Source organism: Paenibacillus daejeonensis DSM 15491 (assembly GCF_000378385.1).
Classification (GTDB): Bacteria; Bacillota; Bacilli; order Paenibacillales; family Paenibacillaceae; genus Paenibacillus_D; species Paenibacillus_D daejeonensis.
In genome coordinates, this window is the sequence record NZ_KB899659.1 from 635,728 (window position 1) to 652,756 (window position 17,029).

A 17,029-nucleotide genomic window follows, 5' to 3' on the forward strand; every position below is an offset into this window, starting at 1 on the left:
CGTTCAACCCTCATCATACCACAGCGTCAAAAGGACAGACAATCATCCTCATGCTTGTATAATTCGGCCATCTGATTCGTATGCATAGATAAGTCTATTATTCTAGTTATAGGAGTGTTGTCCATGCCTCACCCTGTATCCTCTGCCGAGCTCTGCGAACAACGACTCAATCAATTACTGCACCCGGCTAATCCACTCTGTCGATCCGATGTTGTCTGGACCTTGGAATGGCTCAAAAAAAAGGCAGCTGCGCTGGATGCAAGCATGCTTGACTCCAGCCAGCCACCTCTATTAAGAACCTTTCACTGCTTTGCCGAAGCTGCGATCCTGATCCTCCGCGGCAAGCCAAGCTGCCAGCAGGAGCTGGCTCGTCTTCGCGAGTTGCTCACCGAGGCGGTGCAGGGCATGCAGACGTTGGACCGGTCGCAGCATTCAACTGCCGAGCTTACGCCATCCAGTTGAAGTGGAACGAACCTTCTTTGTCCAAACGCTGGAACGTGTGAGCGCCGAAGTAATCGCGTTGAGCCTGCAGCAAGTTTGCTGGCAGACGCTCAGTGCGGTAGCTGTCGTAGTAGGCCAGCGCGCTTGCAAAAGCAGGTACCGGAATACCGGAAGCGACCGCTGTCGATACCACTTCACGCCATGCGCCCTGGTACGATTCGACGATTTCCTTGAAGTAGGAATCGAGCAGCAGGTTGCGCAGTTCTGGATCGCGATCGTACGCGTCTTTGATGTTCTGCAGGAAGCCGGCACGGATAATGCAGCCGCCACGGAAGATCATTGCGATGTCGCCGTAGCGCAGATCCCAGCCGTACTCGTCGGAAGCAGCGCGCATTTGCGCGAAGCCTTGAGCGTACGAACAGATTTTGCTCGCGTACAGTGCTTTGCGTACAGCTTCGATGAACGCTTGCTTGTCCCCTGTGAACTCTTGTGGGGCCGGACCCTGAAGCAGCTTGCTCGCTGCTACGCGCTCTTCCTTCATCGCGGAGAGGAAGCGGGAGAATACGGATTCGGTAATGATGGACAATGGCACGCCCAGATCCAGCGAGCTTTGGCTTGTCCATTTGCCGGTTCCTTTTTGGCCAGCGGAGTCCAAGATCACGTCAACCATCGGTTGGTTGGTTTCTGGATCGTATTTGGAGAAAATATCCGCCGTGATCTCGATCAGGTAGCTGTCGAGTTCGCCTTTATTCCAGTCTGTAAAGATCTCATGCAACTCTTGCGTGCTTACGCCCAGTACATTTTTCAGCAGATGGTACGCTTCGCAGATGAGCTGCATATCGCCGTATTCGATACCGTTATGAACCATTTTTACGTAATGGCCGGCACCGTCAGGTCCAATATAGGTACAGCAAGGATCGCCGTTAACTTTGGCTGAGATGGCTGTGAGGATCGGTTCAACCAGCTTGTAAGCTGATTCTTGACCGCCTGGCATGATTGAAGGGCCTTTCAGAGCGCCTTCTTCGCCGCCCGATACGCCGGTGCCGATGAAGCGGAAGCCTTTGGCTTCCAACTCTTTGCTGCGGCGCTGGGTATCCGGGAAATAAGCGTTGCCGCCGTCGATAATAATGTCGCCCTCATCGAGAAGCGGCACGAGCTGATCAATCGTAGCATCTGTTCCTTTGCCAGCTTGAACCATGATCAGGATTTTGCGCGGCGTTTCCAGCGATTGGACAAACTCTTCAATCGTGAAGGTTCCCACAAGGTTTTTGTCTGGGGCTTCCTTCAGAAGATCGTCCGTTTTTTCTCTGGAGCGGTTGTAGACCGACACCGTGAATCCTCTGCTCTCGATGTTAAGTGCCAGATTTTTCCCCATTACAGCCATTCCGATAACGCCAATTTGCTGTTTTGACATTGGTTTGGTTCCATCCCTTTTCTATATAGTATAGTGAACACCAGACTGCTTATGAAACGACACACAGTAATGCTATTTTACTCTTTTTATGGCCGGATGAAAACCGTTTATGATGAAATTTGATGCGAGCGCTTGGTTTTGCAGGCTTTTCGGTCGATTCGTGTCGGATCTGGAACAGGGGATTTCGAATAAATATCAAAAAAAGGATGCTTCCCGCGCTTAATCCGGGGAGCATCCTTATGTCTTGCTGAGCATAGCTGTGACACCCTTTCCTGACCGTTTATCAAAGCTCCAGCTGCAGCATCTCCGCCCGCAGGATGGCGAGCTTCTCCTTGCAGGCCTGGATCGCCTCCTCGGCTCCCGCTTCCAACGCTTCATGAAGGGACATTAACTCATAATCCAGTTCATAGCGAAGCACCGGTACCCGCTGCTCTGCCCGTTTGGACTGAAAAGCCTGGATCATTTCCTCTGTCGTAACGAACGGTTTGCGTTGGTAGATTATTTTGTGCTCCATCCCCGACACCTCCACCAGTCGTATAATTTCGCCAAACATAATATTCTCAATGACGATCTGACGGTCTCTAATCCGCTTGACGACAGCGTGCCCACGTGAATCATTGATTAGCTTCTCAATCAGAAGGGACAACTTCTCATCCTTGATGGTGTAGTCGCCAATAATTTTGAACCGGTTGCGTACCCGCTGGAATCTGAGCTTCACCAGCTTGCGACCGGTGCGAATGGAGATGAGCAGCATGTTCTCCGTCTCGCTCCAATAGAGAGAATAGCCTTCCTGGATCAAGTCCCGAATCAGATGCTGGATCTGCCGCCGGTCAAAGCGGAGCTCCAGGTTGCAGTATTCAACTTCATAGCTTTTATTCACGGCTATCCCTCCCCGGACCAATTGTTTAAATGTTCTGATAATTTGTTTCTAATCCTATCTTATACTTCAATATATGTTCTGGCAACTTGGTTTATTGACTAATTTTAAAAGCAACCTCTGTCAAGGGACAGGCGTCTACTTTAATTAACGCAAACCCCTGTCCAAAAGTTGCGAACAAGCCCGCCACAGCGCGATGTGTTCTGTGGTATAATCCTTAAAATGTCCCGAGTTTGCCTTCGGAAAACTTTAAGCCCATGCTTTCGAAGGAGTTTTCCTTCGGAAAACTTAAGCCCATGCTTCCGAAGTGAGTTTTCCTTCGGAAAACTTAAGCCCATGCTTCCGAAGTGAGTTTTCCTTCGGAAAACTTTAAGGAGGATTCAATTTGTCATCTAGTGCCCAAACTACATTTCCGGGCTTCGCGCCCGAAGATTTTGACGTATTCGCGATTCCCGGACTCGAGCCCCGGATGGAAGCGCTGATCGAGAGGGTCCGGCCCAAGCTGCATGAGCTTGGCCACCAACTCTCCCCTATGCTGTCGGTATTGTGCGGCGAAGAAATGTACCCCCACGTGGCCAAGCACGCCCGCCGGACCGTTCATCCGCCCAAGGACACCTGGGTCGCCTATGCCAACAACAAAAGAGGCTACAAAGCCCATCCGCATTTTCAAATTGGATTGTTTGAGTCGCACCTGTTTGTTCAGTTCGCACTTATCTACGAAGCGACTGGCAAGCTGACATTTGCCGACCAAGCCCTGAAACGGGTCAGTGAACTCCGCAAGCAGATCCCTGCTCACTTCACCTGGTCGGGCGACCATACGGAGCCCGGCGGGACGCTGCACAGCGACCTCAGTGCCAAAGAGCTGAAGGCGCTCCTGGAGCGGCTGAAGACAGTTAAGTCAGCAGAGCTGCTATGCGGCTTGGTTATCGATCGCGAAGACCCCTTGCTGCGGGACGGCGAACAGCTGCTATCCACCATTGAGCAGACCTTTACAACACTATTGCCGCTATACCGGCTGGTGCGTTAAGAAGTGAGATAGTATAGGTGTGGTGCTGACAGGTCTTGCTGCTCTAACTGTTGGCTACGCCGGAACCGGGTTTATCTGCATGCAAGAGGTACAGGGAGGTTCCCCTAATATGGAGTTAAATGGGCGGCTGCCGACCATCCCCAGGGCTGCTCACTTCCCCAACAAGGTGAACTGGCTACGTCGTCGTTTGACGGCGTGGCCATTTAACCAACAACTCTCGCACGCACACGGTCAGGCGAACCACCACACGCACCGGCCAGACGCTCCAACGAAAGTTTTTTGCCTTACAGCCCCCGCACGCACCTGGTCAGGCGCTCCAACGAAAGTTTCTTGCCTTACAGCACCCGCACCGCACATGGTCAGGCGCTCCAACGAAAGTTTTTTGCCTTACAGCACCCGCACGCACACGGTCAGGCGCTCCAACGAAAGTTTTTTGCCTTACAGCTCCCGCACGCACATGGTCAGGCGCTCCAACGAAAGTTTTTTGCCTTACAGCCCACGCACACACACGGTCAGGTGCTCCAACGAAAGTTTCTTGCCCTACAGCTCCCGCACCGCACATGGTCAGGCGCTCCAACGAAAGTTTTTTGCCTTACAGCTCCCGCACGCACACGGTCAGGCGCTCCAACGAAAGTTTTTTGCCTCACAGCTCCCGCACCGCACATGGTCAGGCGCTCCAACGAAAGTTTTTTGCCTTACAGCTCCCGCACGCACACGGTCAGGCGCTCCAACGAAAGTTTTTTGCCTCACAGCTCCCGCACCGCACATGGTCAGGCGCTCCAACGAAAGTTTTTTGCCTTACAGCCCACGCACACACCTGGTCAGGCGCTCCAACGAAAGTTTTGCCTTACAGCCCCCGCACGCACACGGCCAGGCGCTCCAACGAAAGTTTTGAATGTACATTGAAAAGTGGACACCCAGTAAAAGCAGCTTAAGACGGCTCTGAGGGGTACTGTAAGTATAGAAAATTTACTTAGAGTGGCCGAAGACCGCCCTAGTGGTGGTTGCAAGTACAGAATGTTTACTTAGAGCGGCTAAAGACAGCTTCGACGGGAGAGCAAGTATAAAAAATTTACTTAGCGCGGCTAAGGAAGGCTTCGACGGGGGACTGCAAGTATAAAAAGTTTACTTAGATCGGCTAAGGAAGGCTTCGAGGGGAGCTGCAAGTATGGAAGTTTACTTAGAGGCGACTACGGCACGGTGGTGGGTAGCGATCCAGCGAAAGTTTTGCCTTGCATCCACCGCACACATCCAGCCACGCGCTCCAACGAAACTTATTGCTCATCTCAATCTCGCTGCCGGGTACATCGATTACGTCTTGGGCAGTCATCTCATACCACAAAAAAACTCTTCCCGCCGCCTTTACTACGCGAGGGAAGAGTTTCTTATATCATGCGTTAATTTGGAACTATCTGTGCAGTGCTTCGCTGCCGGTGCGCTGACGATCCAGAGTAATGAACCGAACCAAGAGCAGCAACGCCCCCAGACATAGCAACCCGCCGACAACATAGGGCAGTTGCAGATTAATACCGAAGAGCAGTGCGCCACCCAGCGGTCCGATAATGCGGCCGAGGCTGTCCATGGACGAGCTGAGACCCGAGGCCACCCCTTGGCCTAAGGTTGTCTTCTGGGTAATCAAGGAAGTGACGCAGGGACGAATAAGCGCGTTGCCGATACCGAAAATCGACAGATACACCGTTGCCGTCCACAAGGAATGAGAGGTAAGCAGCAGCAAAAATCCGGAAGCAGAGAAAATCAGCCCGGCGACAATGAACTTGGGCTCGTCCCCTGGACGAATGTACCGTCTGACGACACCGCCCTGTACCAGAGCACCGACCAAGCCGCAGACGAAAAACATCATGCCGACCTGTCCCGGCGTCACCTCGAAGCGTTCCATGCCGAACAACTGCAGCGTCGCTTCCAGCCCCGCCAGTGACAACGCGACGAACAGCGCGAGCAGATACAAATAACGCAGCGAGCCCTGGAAGGCTGTCCAGCGTGAAGGCCGCGCCTCTGTGGCCTGACGCCGACGCTCCGGTGCCAGCGACTCCTTGAGCTGGCTCCAGGCGAGGAAGAACGTGAGGAGCGCCAGTCCCGAAGCTGCAAAAAATGGCGTTTCCAGCGATACCTGACTGAGTAACCCGCCGACGCCAGGACCAATGGTAAAGCCCAAACCAATGGACATGCCCACCAGCCCCATACCTTTGGTGCGCTCCTCCGGCGTGGTCACATCGGCCACATAAGCAACAATGACGGATGTCACCGCGCCGGAGAATAAGCCGCCCAGAACTCGGGATATGTACATCATTGTTAAATTGTGTGCACCCAGGCCGAAAATTAAAAAGCTAGCCGCAAATCCCAAAATCCCGATTAAAATAATGGGCCGGCGGCCGATCCGGTCCGAGAGCGCCCCCCATAACGGAGACATGACAAAAGACACAGCAGAGTAAATGGACAATAACAGTCCCGTATGCAAGGCTAACGCCTCAGAGTCAACCCGTTTGATCAACTCGGGCATGACCGGAATAATGATTCCGAAGCCGATAAAGGTCGTCATCAACGTGAGCATGACGATGGCTAATGGTTTGTTCATGATTATGCGTCCCTCCACCCGAATATCGTACCATAACCGCCAAACTCATGGATATGGACAAATGAAGAACAATCCCCGACCGCCAAACAAGGGACAAAGCTTGCATTCCCCGCCGTTTTTGCTATACTCATCCTAGTTTGTACCACTACACGAAAGGTGGGTGATGCCGCGATGGATCATAATCGCACCCCGCTGTTCACCGCACTGCGCCAGCATGCGCAGCAGAATCCTGTTCAATTTCATATTCCTGGCCATAAAAAAGGAGCCGGCAGTGATCCCGAATTTCGCGAGTTTATTGGCGATAATGCGCTCTCTATCGACTTGATTAATATTGCGCCATTGGATGACCTGCATCAGCCGACTGGCGTCATTGAGGAAGCGCAGCGGCTTGCAGCAGATGCTTTTGGCTCTGACTATACGTATTTTTCTGTACAAGGGACAAGCGGCGCCATCATGACGATGATTCTGACCGTCTGTGCCCCTGGCGACAAAATCATTGTCCCGCGCAACGTGCATAAGTCCATTATGTCGGCTATTATTTTTGCTGGCGCCCGGCCCGTCTTCATCTCACCAGCCCGGGATGCCAACCTGGGGATTGACCACGGCATTACGACCCGCTCTGTCCGGCGTGCGCTGGAGCGGCACCCAGACGCCAAGGCGGTTGTGGTGATCAATCCTACCTATTTTGGCGTGTGCGCCAATCTCAAGGAAATTGTTGATGTCGTCCACAGTTACGATATTCCCGTCCTGGTCGACGAGGCGCACGGCGTACTGATTCATTTTCATGAAGATCTGCCCATGTCTGCTATGCAAGCCGGAGCCGATATGGCAGCAACCAGCGTACACAAGCTAGGCGGCTCCATGACGCAGAGTTCCATTCTGAATGTACGCAAGGGTCGCATCAACCCGCAGCGCGTACAGACCATTATCAGTATGCTGACTACGACATCGACCTCTTACCTGCTGCTAGGTTCGCTGGATACATCCCGCCGCCATCTGGCACTGAACGGCAAGGCGCTTGCCTCAGAAGCCATTCGGTTGGCGACACACGCCCGCACAGAAATCAACAAGATTCCCGGACTCTATTGCATCGGTGAAGAAATTCTTGGGGACGAGGCTACGTACGACTATGATCCGACCAAGCTGACGATTCATGTGAGGCATCTGGGCGTGACCGGTTATGAAATCGAGAACTGGCTGCGCGATCATTACAATATTGAAATTGAACTGAGCGATATGTACAACATTCTCTGTCTCGTCACTCCTGGCGATAACGCCGAACCGATTGAGACTCTGTTGACCGCATTGCGTGATCTGTCTGGCCAGACTTATCAGAAACGCGAGGCACACGAGCTGATCGTCAAAATCCCGGAAATTCCTCAGCTCTCCCTGACCCCGCGCGACGCCTTCTACGCTGAGACAGAGGTCATTCCGTTCAAGGCGTCTGCAGGACGCATTATTGCCGAATTTATCTATGTCTATCCACCCGGCATTCCGATTCTGCTGCCTGGAGAGGTCATCTCACAGGAGAATATCGATTACATTGTCGAGCATGTTGAGGTGGGCCTGCCGGTCAAAGGTCCTGAGGATCGCAGCATTGAATTTGTAAAAGTGATTGTAGAGGAAACCGCGATTTTCTAAAGATACTTAACCGTATTAAAAACAGGCAGCCCAGAAGGGCTGCCTGTACGTGTTCACTCGCTTATGCTTCGCTCTCGGCACGGGCGATCTCTTCGTAGATCTTGGTAACCCGCTCCCACTCTGCATCGTCTTCGATTCCGACAAGGAAAGCTTCTTCCCCTTCTTCCTCGATCCGGAAGATAATTCCATCTGCTTCTGGATCATTACGATCCAGCAACACTGCATACACCTGCGATTCGGACTCGAAGGTGAATACCATGACCATCTCGCGTTCTACGCCCTCTTCATCGGTAACGACAAATACGTGCTCCTCGTGGTCGTGATCATGGTTGCAGTCCGGTCCATGCACGTGCTCGCTCATTGCAAACCCTCATTTCCATTCGTTATTCTTTCTACTTCCGTATCGTAACATGTTCGGCAAGGCGGGTCAAACGACTGCAAGCTTCCCGGAGGGTCATCCGAGAAGCATGCTGAAATACCGTTATTTGGAGACAATCGTCTTCTCTGAAACGACGGCCCACTCGCCCGATCCGGCTGGTTTCATATGAAACTTCACCGTGTATTTGCCCGCTGACTCAAAATGGTAGCGGATTTCCTTGGTTGGCAGCCAGAAATCCTCCCGTTGGCTCGTTACCTCTTCCTGGTGAATCAGCGTCTCCCTGCCCGCCGGATCACTGATCGTGACCTTGACGGCGCTTATGTCCATCTTCAGGCTGTCTACCTGTGCATGAACATGAAAGGTTGGCCTGCTGTTCCGTGCTACATTGCCAAAAATCGTCTTGTCCTGGAACAGGAACATGTGGACATTGGGCTTATATACCGTCACTCGCTTCGCGCTGTCATTCCATTCAACCAGGGATTGCAACGTGTTCGCAATTTGTCTCAGCGGCAGATAGGTCTTTCCTTCCATCAGCAGACCGGTCTCATCAAGCTCCGATCCATTCACAATGACCCGCACGCGCTGACTGGCCGAATCGGCAAACAGCATGGTCCCGCCCCACAGGGAAAGAACCAGCAGCAGGATCAGGATCTTTCTGGACTTCATTTCTATGTACCTCCATCCGTTGTTCAGGATGTAAGGTTATACTCAGGATTCTCATTAAAGTTGCGGCGGCTGCCCAAAATTCGCACCGCCGCTCCTTTTGTCGATCGATGTTGAACCTTGCGCTTGCCCGGGAAATTCCTGGTGGCATTTCCCTACGCCTTGGTCCGAGTCAACACACAGGGCACGCCTTTGCCTAACGATCCGGGCAGCTTCATATATTCCAGATAGCGGGTCCCTCTGGCGCAAGGGGTCGGACAGACGGCACATGAGTCCGAGAGAACAAGCTTCATCCGGTACTGGCTACGGTCGCTTGCGGGTAATTTCTTTCCTTTGGCAGCTTTTCCTTTGCTCACAAGCAACAGCTCCCTCATGCAAGTTGATTAAGACCTGCAATAGTGTATGAGGGCAAGTGCTTACCTGCTACTGCCAGGGGCTTGCCGAGCGTAATAATTCGGCTCTTTTATTTTCAGTATAAAAATGTTAAATTTTAAAAAACGGTGAATTCAGGGGGAACGATGGCTTGGACATTCAGATGATCGGTACAGGAAGCGCCTTTAGCAAACGTTACTATAATAATAACGCTCTTGTGTATACCGACGACTTCACGCTTTTGATCGATTGCGGAGTGACTGCGCCGACATCCCTGCATCAATTGGACAAGCCTTTATCGGAGATTGACGCCATTCTTATCACTCACATCCATGCCGATCATGTCGGCGGGCTGGAGGAGTTTGCATTTCGCATGAAGTTTCAGTATGACCGCAAACCTGTGCTCTACATTGCCGATACGCTGGTGCAACCAATCTGGGAAAATACGCTCAAGGGCGGTCTTGTTCAGAACGAATGGCAGCAGCTTGAGGATTTCTTCGAGGTGCGGCCGCTTCAGGCGGGCATTTCTACACAGCTTGCTGCCGGGCTGACCGTTGAATTAATGGAAACCCCTCATATCCTGGGCAAGCAAAGCTATTCCGTGTACATCAACGATCATTTCTTCTACAGCGCCGACATGCGGTTCAACCCGGACTTGCTCGCGTCGCTCGTTCAGGACAGGGGCTGCACTGTCATTTTCCATGATTGCCAGCTGCAGTCGCCAGGCGTCGTTCACGCCTCGCTGGAGGAGCTGCTGACGCTGCCGGAGTCTATTCAGGAACGAATCTGGCTCGTTCACTACGCTGACGATCGAGACGACTACATCGGCCGCACGGGCAAAATGCTATTTCTTGATCAGCATCAGGTGTATAGCATGTCTGAGCTGGTGCGGACAAACGGCTAGCAGTTGTGTGGCCATTTTTACAATTGGCGTTACGGCTATCTCTGGCAGCACCCTGCATAAGCAAAAAGACCACCCGGAGCTGGTGGTCTTTGGTATGACCCTTGTTTAAAACAAGGGCAGCTGATCAAGGTTATTGGTAGGGTCGCCGTCGGCATCGCCACGAATATACGTTTCGCCGTCCCGTCCCTTAAAGGCATTTACGCCAGCCAGTTGGCCTGCTTGAACCGCCTGCAGCGCTTCTTCGTAGGACAACACTCGGCCAGAGGCCGTTTTGAAAGCGGTCAGGTCACCGTCACCATTCTTTTGCACAGCCACGATTTGTTCGCGCTGCCCTTGTCCATTGGCATTATTCAAAAAGTTCTCCATTGTATAGCCTCCCTTATGCGGGTTGAAATCTGCCTTGACATTGCAAGAGCTTGCCGCTCTACGTAGTATGCCCTGGCTCTCCTCATTCATGCTCACACGCACATGGTTAACCCCATTAATCTTCTTCCAGCAGGCGTCCACCGCCGTATAGCCGATCTGGTCCCAGCTGCGGCCGCAGCTCGCCCGGTCCATATACATCACGAAGCACACGGTCCGCATTCGGATTTGGGTATACGTCCTCCAGGACCGATGCCGGCTCCGCTGCCCGTTCATCCATACACGAGCCAAGCCAGCTGATGATCAGCAGCATGGCTGTTAATCCTTTTGCCAGACGCATCTATTTGCACCTCCCAGCCGTTGTGGGTCCATCCCACACTACCTGCAGTATCGGCATCTGACCACTGTGCCAAACCATACCAGCCGCAAGAAATTCTGTTATAATGACGAGGTATTCGGCTACCGACATATAGAATAGATGACAAATCCAGGAGGGTCCATCCATGGAACTTGAACGACAGAGAAAAAGAAAGTCACGTCTCCTCCCGTTAGCTGTTGTAATTGTCGCTCTTATCGGTCTGATGATGTATTTTAAGCCAACAGAGGATGATTTCGTTCTGTATCTTATCGGTAACACAGAGGGCGAGTCTAGCTTGGTACAATTCGGGACAGAGGTGCTTACCGGGCCTTTAAAAGCTCTGACGACCAGCGAAGACTGGGTGGTTGCGAGGAAATTTACCATTGGCGCACTAGGTGAACAAGCCGTCTATTTGGGACTGCCAGGCAAATTCTTTTACAGGCTGGAGTAGCGGGAATTCACACCGACCCCGTCAGTAAGAATATAGTACAGTATGGGGAACGGCCTAACCTGAAACCCAACTCTGCTAGTTAAAGGATGATGACCTTGTCTAGTCAACAACCCAGCATGTCTGCTTCTAATTCAGAGGATATAGCGATCCTTAGCGCCGTCTTGCTTGTTGTTGGCGGGCTTATCGGCTTGGTGGCTTTGTCTGCTGCACAAGTTGAAGATTCAGTTGCTGCCACCAAGCACACGACGGATTTACGAGCTAAGCGGTGATGTGCTCTGAACTCCTCATTTATCACGAACGGAGATGAGATAAATTGACGAAAACGCCAACGCTAATTGACATTGCAGCAGCTTTTTCTAAAGGTCATTTCGAGGTAGCGTATCCTTTTTTTGCGGATCATATTGAATGGAATATTATAGGAGAGAACCGTTTTGCAGGGAAAGAAGCGGTCATGGCAAATTGTAAGCGGACAGCGAGTTACTTCGACTCGGTAACGACAGACTTTCAAATGAGCAATATTATCGCCGATCACAATCGGGTAGCCATCAACGGAACGGCTACTTTTACACGGGGTGACGAAAAACTAGCCTTCGTATCCGCTTGTGACGTGTATGAATTTAATGATAACCACGAGTTGCAGAGAATTGATTCGTATTGTATTACGCACAAAGACACCGATTCAAACGACTAAGCGCTATGTGGTCAAGTTACATACGAGCGTCAACTGCAGCTTCTCCGTCCTCCAAGTCCGATTTCCCGTCTTACCGGTTTAGTTCTACGCCTACTGCCACATACTATGGACAACTAGGAGGGATGTACATGGAAGCTGAAATCTTTTCAGGCAATAAGATATTTCGAATTGAGGGCGAGCAATTTCTAATTATGGACCAAGATGGAGCGCTTATTGATGCCGTGTCTCTTCTTGAAGTCCAAGGCCCCACCGCCTACAGCGAGGATTGGGATCATCTTTTCGTCCTCGTGGATGGCAGAGAGTTAGACCCTTTTCACTTTGGGAGCGGTCCGGATGTTGAAAGATTTGTGCGTGCTTTTCATGCGCAGCGACAGAAGATGCTTCATTAATTAATAGTTCTTCAGGGGGAGAAAGAATGGATTTTTTCATAGCTCTGGTGGGGTCATAGCATTTTTTGTTATGATCGGAGGGATCATCGTATGGGTCAAACGGAGATCATCCCACAGGAGCACTGGTGTTGCAAAGAAAATCAGCTGATCCAAACACTACATATGTACTGCCGACCCACTAAGGTCGGCTTTTAATTTTTCCAGAATTCTTTCTAAGTGCTCCGGAGATACTTTTTATGAAAAAACTCCAAGGAGGATGTAGCATGATTTTGTACACAGTCGCAGTTAAAACTTCAGATGAAGGTGGAGCTGGAACAAACGAGGACATTTACTTACGGCTTTTTGGACATCAAAAAGAAGTGGGGAATTGGTACGATGGGGATTGGTTTTTAGACTATGACGATATTGACGAGTTTGAAACTGGTCACCTCAATACATTCTATTGTCAGTCAGATTTATTTATTGGTGAAATAGAAAAAATTCTTATTTACGTAAGGTCACACGATGATGATTCCCCTGCTTGGAAACTTGATTACATTACAGTGAGCGCAGATATCGCAGGAGAGAAGAAAACGTGGAGATTCCCTGTGTACGATTGGGTAGGTATCCCAGGAAAAGATCCATCGAGACCAGATTTAAAGAACTATCTTACAGTAGGATACAATGGCGTTACTGATTCTCACGGAAATGCGGATTTCAAGCTGGCCACAGAATTGCCAATCAAGTCAGTAGTTCGGCTATAAACTAAAAACAAGCCCCCATCGATGAAAGTCCAGTAGGTGCTGTTTTATTGGTTTTCTCTCCGTATTTATGCCGTTATAAATGAGATTTGAACGCCTTTTACCCATATTTGCTTCTGTTTGGAGCCAAAAAGTAACCCCCCTAAACATTTTTCCATTTTTGCTTTAGTCGAATAAAGGGCACCAAATCGGCACCAGATGGACACTGTTCGCATAGTAGGCGAACATTATTTGAGTATAGAAAAAAACCGCAATCCCTTGCGTACCAAGGAGTTGCGGGTTTTTCTTATGTATGATCTGTAGTGGGCTCGAACCACTGACCCCCACCCTGTCAAGATGGTGCTCTCCCAGCTGAGCTAACAGATCGTGTTGGGGACAAGTAATAATATATCAATTTTCACATGAGGCGTCAACACTTTTTTAATATTTTTTTCAAGTAAAATGCTGTTCTATTCAAACGAGTGGCTTCGCGAACCCCCGCCTCATTCTAACGAAACCTCATAACGCTAAACGGCCCCATATTCCGTTCTCCTGGCTCTAACGAAACGGTATAAAGCTATTGGGCTCAACTTGGTTTGTTTTGGGTGAATGAATGTAGATTAGCGTTACTGTGTTTCGTTAGGTTGGAAAAGGGGCGGTTTTGTAGCAAATAGCGATACCCTGTATCGTTAGCCTAGCTTATGTACTCGTCGAGGCCGTCTGGCCTCCGAACCTGCATTTGTCCGCTTTCCGCATCATTTACGTCATTCTTCTCCACTTCCATCTGCCTACCTTCCCCACACCTGCATTGTCCACCTCCCCACTGTCTACTTAATACCCGCCCCTACCTCTGTCCTTCCTCCCTATTCACCGTCTGCGACCCTTTCCCGTCCCAGCCCTACCCTCCCACACATCACCTCGGTCCTTCCCCATACCCACTCACCATCTACTCGTCCCCGAGGCTCCACCATTACCTCTCCCCACCGATCACCGCCCGACCTAACCCCACCAGCCCCTTCCAACGAAAAAGTCTCCCGCAGCGAGGCTGCGGGAGACCGCTCTATTAGCAGGGACCTGTGGGATCCTGGCGGGGGTTCATCCTAGAAGATGCAAGCGCGAGCGATAATAACCAGCAGGATGAACAGGACCAGGATCGCGCCTGTGGATGTGAATGCTCCACCTACGCCGCAACCGCCATAGCCGCCTACGCCGCCTACGCCGCCGACACAACCGCCACCGCCGTATCCGCCTACTACATTCATGGGTGATTTCCTCCTTTAATTTGAGGTACATCATAACATATGGACCTCAGGCGCTTTTGGGTTGGGTGTTTGGCCCCCGTCTTGTGCCTAAATTAGGCGTCCAAGCTCTCCGCAGCTACCCCTTGCACATCCCGCAGCGCAAACCATTCCCCATCCACCATGAAGCGCTGCTGCAGCGTATCAATGCGCTCCACGATTCCAATCACTTCTGTCTGCTCATACGGGTGGAACATGGCGATACGCACCACTCGCCTTGCCTCAAGCGAGCTGCTCAGCAGCCGCTCCGCTTCCTCCAGCTCTTGCTCGTCGAGCTGCCGGCGTTCCCGGCGCTTCAGCTCCTGCCGCTTGCGGAGGTTGGACTCCTTGTGCTCCGGCAGCATCATCCGGCTCGACTCCCAGAGGCCATTGCCCTCCAGTTTCTTTCTCATTTGTAGTGTCCTCCAATCTTGGCGGCACGGTCCACGGCCTGACCGTTCCCGGCCAGTGAGACGGCCCTCAGGATAACGGAGTCGCCGAAGCGCGCCTTCAGTCTGTCAGTCGTACGCTCCAGCGCCCGCGACCGCTCCCGGCTCGGGTCCTCGAACAGACTGATCTGATATTCACTGTCATCGGTCAATCCGCTTAGACTGACGCCGACACGCCGGACCGGTCGCCCGTCCCAGTGCCTCTCCAGCAATTGCACAGCAGCATGGTAGATCTGGTTGGTGACATTGGTCGGATCCATCAGCTTGGCCTGCCGGCTGAAGCCGCTCATGTTCTCGTAGTCCGCTCCCAGACAGCTCACGGAAACCGTCTGCCCCATATATCCCATTCCCCGGCAGCGCTGGCACACGAGCTCTGTCAGCTCCAATACGATGACCTTGATCTCCTCCAGCAGCGCATAGTCGCGGGGCAGCGTCATCATATGACCTACCGACTTCGGTGCTACTTCATGCGTACCAGGAGTCACCGGACTGTTGTCTACCCCGTTGGCGATCCGCCAGTACAGCTCTGCATTGATGTCGGAATTCTTGCCGAAGCGCCGCCGCATCATCTCCTTTAGACGCGGTAGCGGGGTCCGAGCCAAGTCTCCAATGGTTGGCAGGCCCATCGCATGAAAATGCGCCGTCATCCGGCTGCCAGCCATGAAGAGCTGATGGATCGGCAGCTTCCACAGCGTCTCCGGCAGGTTGGCTACAGGGAGGCTGTAGATGCCACTGTCATTCTTCTTGGCATAATTGTCGCAGGCCATCTTGGCCAGCACCTTGGTCTCGCTGATGCCGAAGCGAGTATAGATTCCGGTCTCCATCAGCAACCGCTGCTGGATCTGGGAGGCCAATTCCTGCGGGGACCCGTACAGATGCAAGGAGCCCGTCACATCCATGAATTGCTCGTCGATCGAGTACGGCTCCACCATGTCGGTATAGCATTGGAAGATCTCGGTGATCATCTGCGATATCTCAATATACCGCTGCATTCGCGGCTTGATAACAACCAGCCCCGGACACTTGGCCAGGGCTTCGCCGAGCCGTTCTGCTGTCTTGACGCCCTGCTGCTTGGCAAGCGGGCAGGCAGCCAGGATGACACCGGAGCGGCGGGCGGGATCACCGGCAACGACGACGGGCTGATGCTGGAATTCCGGATGGGAGGCCTTCTCCACACTGGCATAAAAGGACTGGCAATCTGCCAGAAAAATAACCCGCTTATCCCGCATGGCCCGCACCCGCCACGCCCACCATCCCGAGCCGCACTCCAGCTCCCGCTGCCTGCACCTCTCGCGCAGCCAGAATGCCTGTGCGCAAAAAGACGCGCGGGGCCCGGGCTGTGTAGCAGTAGGCCTTCACCCGTTCCCCTTGCACGCCCTGCACCTGAATGCGGCGCTGGGAGATGGATCCCTTGCGGTCCAGATAAATAATCGTCATCTCACGTCCCACAGCAATATTGATCGGCATCGCGAACCCCTCCACTCAAGAACATCTGTTCTTAGTATATACCGAACATATATTCTTATTCCACAGGATTTATTTAGGAATCGGTGTCAGCTCCTCCCAGGGGCTTTGTATGTATAGCAAAGGACCGGCCACCGCGGCCGGTCCTTTGTAGCAAGGCATGATTATCTGCGTCTGCTGCTGCGGCTACTACGGCTGCCGCGGCTGCGGCCGGAACACCAAACATCTTTTACAGAACAAGTCGTGTAGTGCTGCGGTACCGGTACCACATGATGCTGGTTGATCATCTCCACAGGGTGGATGATTGGCTGAGCTTGCGGATGGAAAACGTTGTTGTAGATTTGAGTGGGCTCCGTTACGATTGGCGACAGCTGATTGTTCATCGGAGACATCTGGTTGTTCATCATCTGATTGTTAGCCGGCGACACTTGATTGTACCCGTAGGAATTGTTGCAAGACATGTGTCGGTCACACCTTTCATCTAGGGGGATTTGGAATTCTACCCCATTATATGACCAAACTGCTGATCCGACTGTACATGCGTCCCGCGTATATTC

21 protein-coding genes and 1 tRNA gene are annotated in these 17,029 nt (G+C 52.0%); 8 read left to right on the forward strand and 14 right to left on the reverse strand.

The window, feature by feature from the left end:
* The first annotated feature begins 123 nt into the window (after positions 1-123).
* Positions 124-462, forward strand: coding sequence for a hypothetical protein (locus F556_RS33145; protein WP_020615410.1), 339 nt, complete (start codon positions 124-126; stop codon positions 460-462).
* Here the strand turns inward: F556_RS33145 and gndA are convergent.
* Both gndA and F556_RS0102995 read right to left on the reverse strand, forming a co-directional pair.
* Entirely contained in the window at positions 446-1,855 is a 1,410-nt protein-coding gene (gene gndA, locus F556_RS0102990) for an NADP-dependent phosphogluconate dehydrogenase (protein ID WP_020615411.1), read from the reverse strand. The genes F556_RS33145 and gndA overlap by 17 nt on opposite strands.
* Positions 1,856-2,138: 283 nt before the next feature.
* A complete protein-coding gene (locus F556_RS0102995; RefSeq protein ID WP_020615412.1) occupies positions 2,139-2,735 on the reverse strand; it encodes a hypothetical protein in 597 nt (198 codons plus the stop codon).
* Between the two features lie 382 nt (positions 2,736-3,117).
* On the opposite strand from F556_RS0102995, the gene F556_RS0103000 reads away from it, so the two are divergent.
* Positions 3,118-3,759 carry a YktB family protein gene (locus tag F556_RS0103000; protein ID WP_020615413.1) on the forward strand — a complete coding sequence of 214 codons (642 nt, stop codon included), beginning with the start codon at positions 3,118-3,120 and terminating at the stop codon, positions 3,757-3,759.
* 1,408 nt (positions 3,760-5,167) lie between these two features.
* Here the strand turns inward: F556_RS0103000 and F556_RS0103005 are convergent.
* Positions 5,168-6,352, reverse strand: a complete 1,185-nt coding sequence (locus F556_RS0103005; RefSeq protein ID WP_020615414.1) for a tetracycline resistance MFS efflux pump — start codon at positions 6,350-6,352, stop codon at positions 5,168-5,170.
* A gap of 171 nt (positions 6,353-6,523) precedes the next feature.
* On the opposite strand from F556_RS0103005, the gene F556_RS0103010 reads away from it, so the two are divergent.
* Positions 6,524-7,993: an aminotransferase class I/II-fold pyridoxal phosphate-dependent enzyme gene (locus tag F556_RS0103010; RefSeq protein ID WP_020615415.1), complete on the forward strand. Its 1,470-nt coding sequence runs from the start codon at positions 6,524-6,526 to the stop codon at positions 7,991-7,993.
* Positions 7,994-8,054: 61 nt separating this feature from the next.
* Here F556_RS0103010 and F556_RS0103015 read toward each other — a convergent pair whose 3' ends face one another.
* The 3 genes from F556_RS0103015 to F556_RS36975 form a co-directional block, all read right to left on the reverse strand.
* A complete protein-coding gene (locus F556_RS0103015) occupies positions 8,055-8,354 on the reverse strand; it encodes a DUF1292 domain-containing protein (RefSeq protein WP_020615416.1) in 300 nt (99 codons plus the stop codon).
* Between the two features lie 120 nt (positions 8,355-8,474).
* Positions 8,475-9,038, reverse strand: coding sequence for a stalk domain-containing protein (locus F556_RS0103020; RefSeq protein ID WP_020615417.1), 564 nt, complete (start codon positions 9,036-9,038; stop codon positions 8,475-8,477).
* 152 nt (positions 9,039-9,190) lie between these two features.
* On the reverse strand, positions 9,191-9,391 hold the full coding sequence (locus tag F556_RS36975) for a hypothetical protein (protein ID WP_245583004.1): 201 nt from the start codon (positions 9,389-9,391) through the stop codon (positions 9,191-9,193).
* Between the two features lie 167 nt (positions 9,392-9,558).
* On the opposite strand from F556_RS36975, the gene F556_RS0103025 reads away from it, so the two are divergent.
* A complete protein-coding gene (locus F556_RS0103025) occupies positions 9,559-10,311 on the forward strand; it encodes an MBL fold metallo-hydrolase (protein WP_020615418.1) in 753 nt (250 codons plus the stop codon).
* A 105-nt stretch (positions 10,312-10,416) separates the two neighbouring features.
* On the opposite strand, the gene F556_RS0103030 is transcribed toward F556_RS0103025, so the two are convergent.
* Together F556_RS0103030 and F556_RS0103035 are read right to left on the reverse strand one after the other, a co-directional pair.
* On the reverse strand, positions 10,417-10,677 hold the full coding sequence (locus F556_RS0103030) for a DUF3892 domain-containing protein (RefSeq protein WP_020615419.1): 261 nt from the start codon (positions 10,675-10,677) through the stop codon (positions 10,417-10,419).
* Between the two features lie 115 nt (positions 10,678-10,792).
* The gene (locus tag F556_RS0103035; RefSeq protein ID WP_020615420.1) at positions 10,793-11,014 is read right to left on the reverse strand and encodes a hypothetical protein; all 222 of its coding nucleotides are present in this window, start codon (positions 11,012-11,014) and stop codon (positions 10,793-10,795) included.
* Positions 11,015-11,177: 163 nt separating this feature from the next.
* Here F556_RS0103035 and F556_RS0103045 point away from each other — a divergent pair, with 163 nt between their 5' ends.
* The 4 genes from F556_RS0103045 to F556_RS0103060 all read left to right on the forward strand — a co-directional run bounded on the left by F556_RS0103045 (position 11,178) and on the right by F556_RS0103060 (position 13,306).
* Positions 11,178-11,483 carry a hypothetical protein gene (locus F556_RS0103045; RefSeq protein WP_020615422.1) on the forward strand — a complete coding sequence of 102 codons (306 nt, stop codon included), beginning with the start codon at positions 11,178-11,180 and terminating at the stop codon, positions 11,481-11,483.
* Between the two features lie 313 nt (positions 11,484-11,796).
* On the forward strand, positions 11,797-12,174 hold the full coding sequence (locus F556_RS0103050) for a nuclear transport factor 2 family protein (protein WP_020615423.1): 378 nt from the start codon (positions 11,797-11,799) through the stop codon (positions 12,172-12,174).
* A 128-nt stretch (positions 12,175-12,302) separates the two neighbouring features.
* The gene (locus F556_RS0103055; RefSeq protein ID WP_020615424.1) at positions 12,303-12,563 is read left to right on the forward strand and encodes a hypothetical protein; all 261 of its coding nucleotides are present in this window, start codon (positions 12,303-12,305) and stop codon (positions 12,561-12,563) included.
* A gap of 263 nt (positions 12,564-12,826) precedes the next feature.
* Positions 12,827-13,306, forward strand: coding sequence for a PLAT/LH2 domain-containing protein (locus F556_RS0103060; RefSeq protein WP_020615425.1), 480 nt, complete (start codon positions 12,827-12,829; stop codon positions 13,304-13,306).
* Between the two features lie 290 nt (positions 13,307-13,596).
* Here F556_RS0103060 and F556_RS0103065 read toward each other — a convergent pair.
* From F556_RS0103065 to F556_RS0103095, 6 genes are all read right to left on the reverse strand, one after another.
* Positions 13,597-13,669, reverse strand: a tRNA-Val gene (locus F556_RS0103065).
* Between the two features lie 713 nt (positions 13,670-14,382).
* The gene (locus tag F556_RS38260) at positions 14,383-14,544 is read right to left on the reverse strand and encodes a hypothetical protein (protein ID WP_020615427.1); all 162 of its coding nucleotides are present in this window, start codon (positions 14,542-14,544) and stop codon (positions 14,383-14,385) included.
* A gap of 92 nt (positions 14,545-14,636) precedes the next feature.
* Positions 14,637-14,972: a YolD-like family protein gene (locus F556_RS0103080; RefSeq protein WP_020615428.1), complete on the reverse strand. Its 336-nt coding sequence runs from the start codon at positions 14,970-14,972 to the stop codon at positions 14,637-14,639.
* Positions 14,969-16,237, reverse strand: a complete 1,269-nt coding sequence (locus F556_RS0103085; RefSeq protein ID WP_020615429.1) for a DNA polymerase IV — start codon at positions 16,235-16,237, stop codon at positions 14,969-14,971. Before F556_RS0103085 ends, F556_RS0103080 begins: the two co-directional genes overlap by 4 nt.
* Positions 16,227-16,475 (reverse strand): hypothetical protein, encoded by a 249-nt coding sequence (locus F556_RS33150; RefSeq protein WP_020615430.1) that lies wholly within the window; start codon positions 16,473-16,475, stop codon positions 16,227-16,229. Before F556_RS33150 ends, F556_RS0103085 begins: the two co-directional genes overlap by 11 nt.
* A 161-nt stretch (positions 16,476-16,636) precedes the next feature.
* Positions 16,637-16,933 (reverse strand): hypothetical protein, encoded by a 297-nt coding sequence (locus tag F556_RS0103095; protein WP_020615431.1) that lies wholly within the window; start codon positions 16,931-16,933, stop codon positions 16,637-16,639.
* Positions 16,934-17,029: the final 96 nt, after the last annotated feature.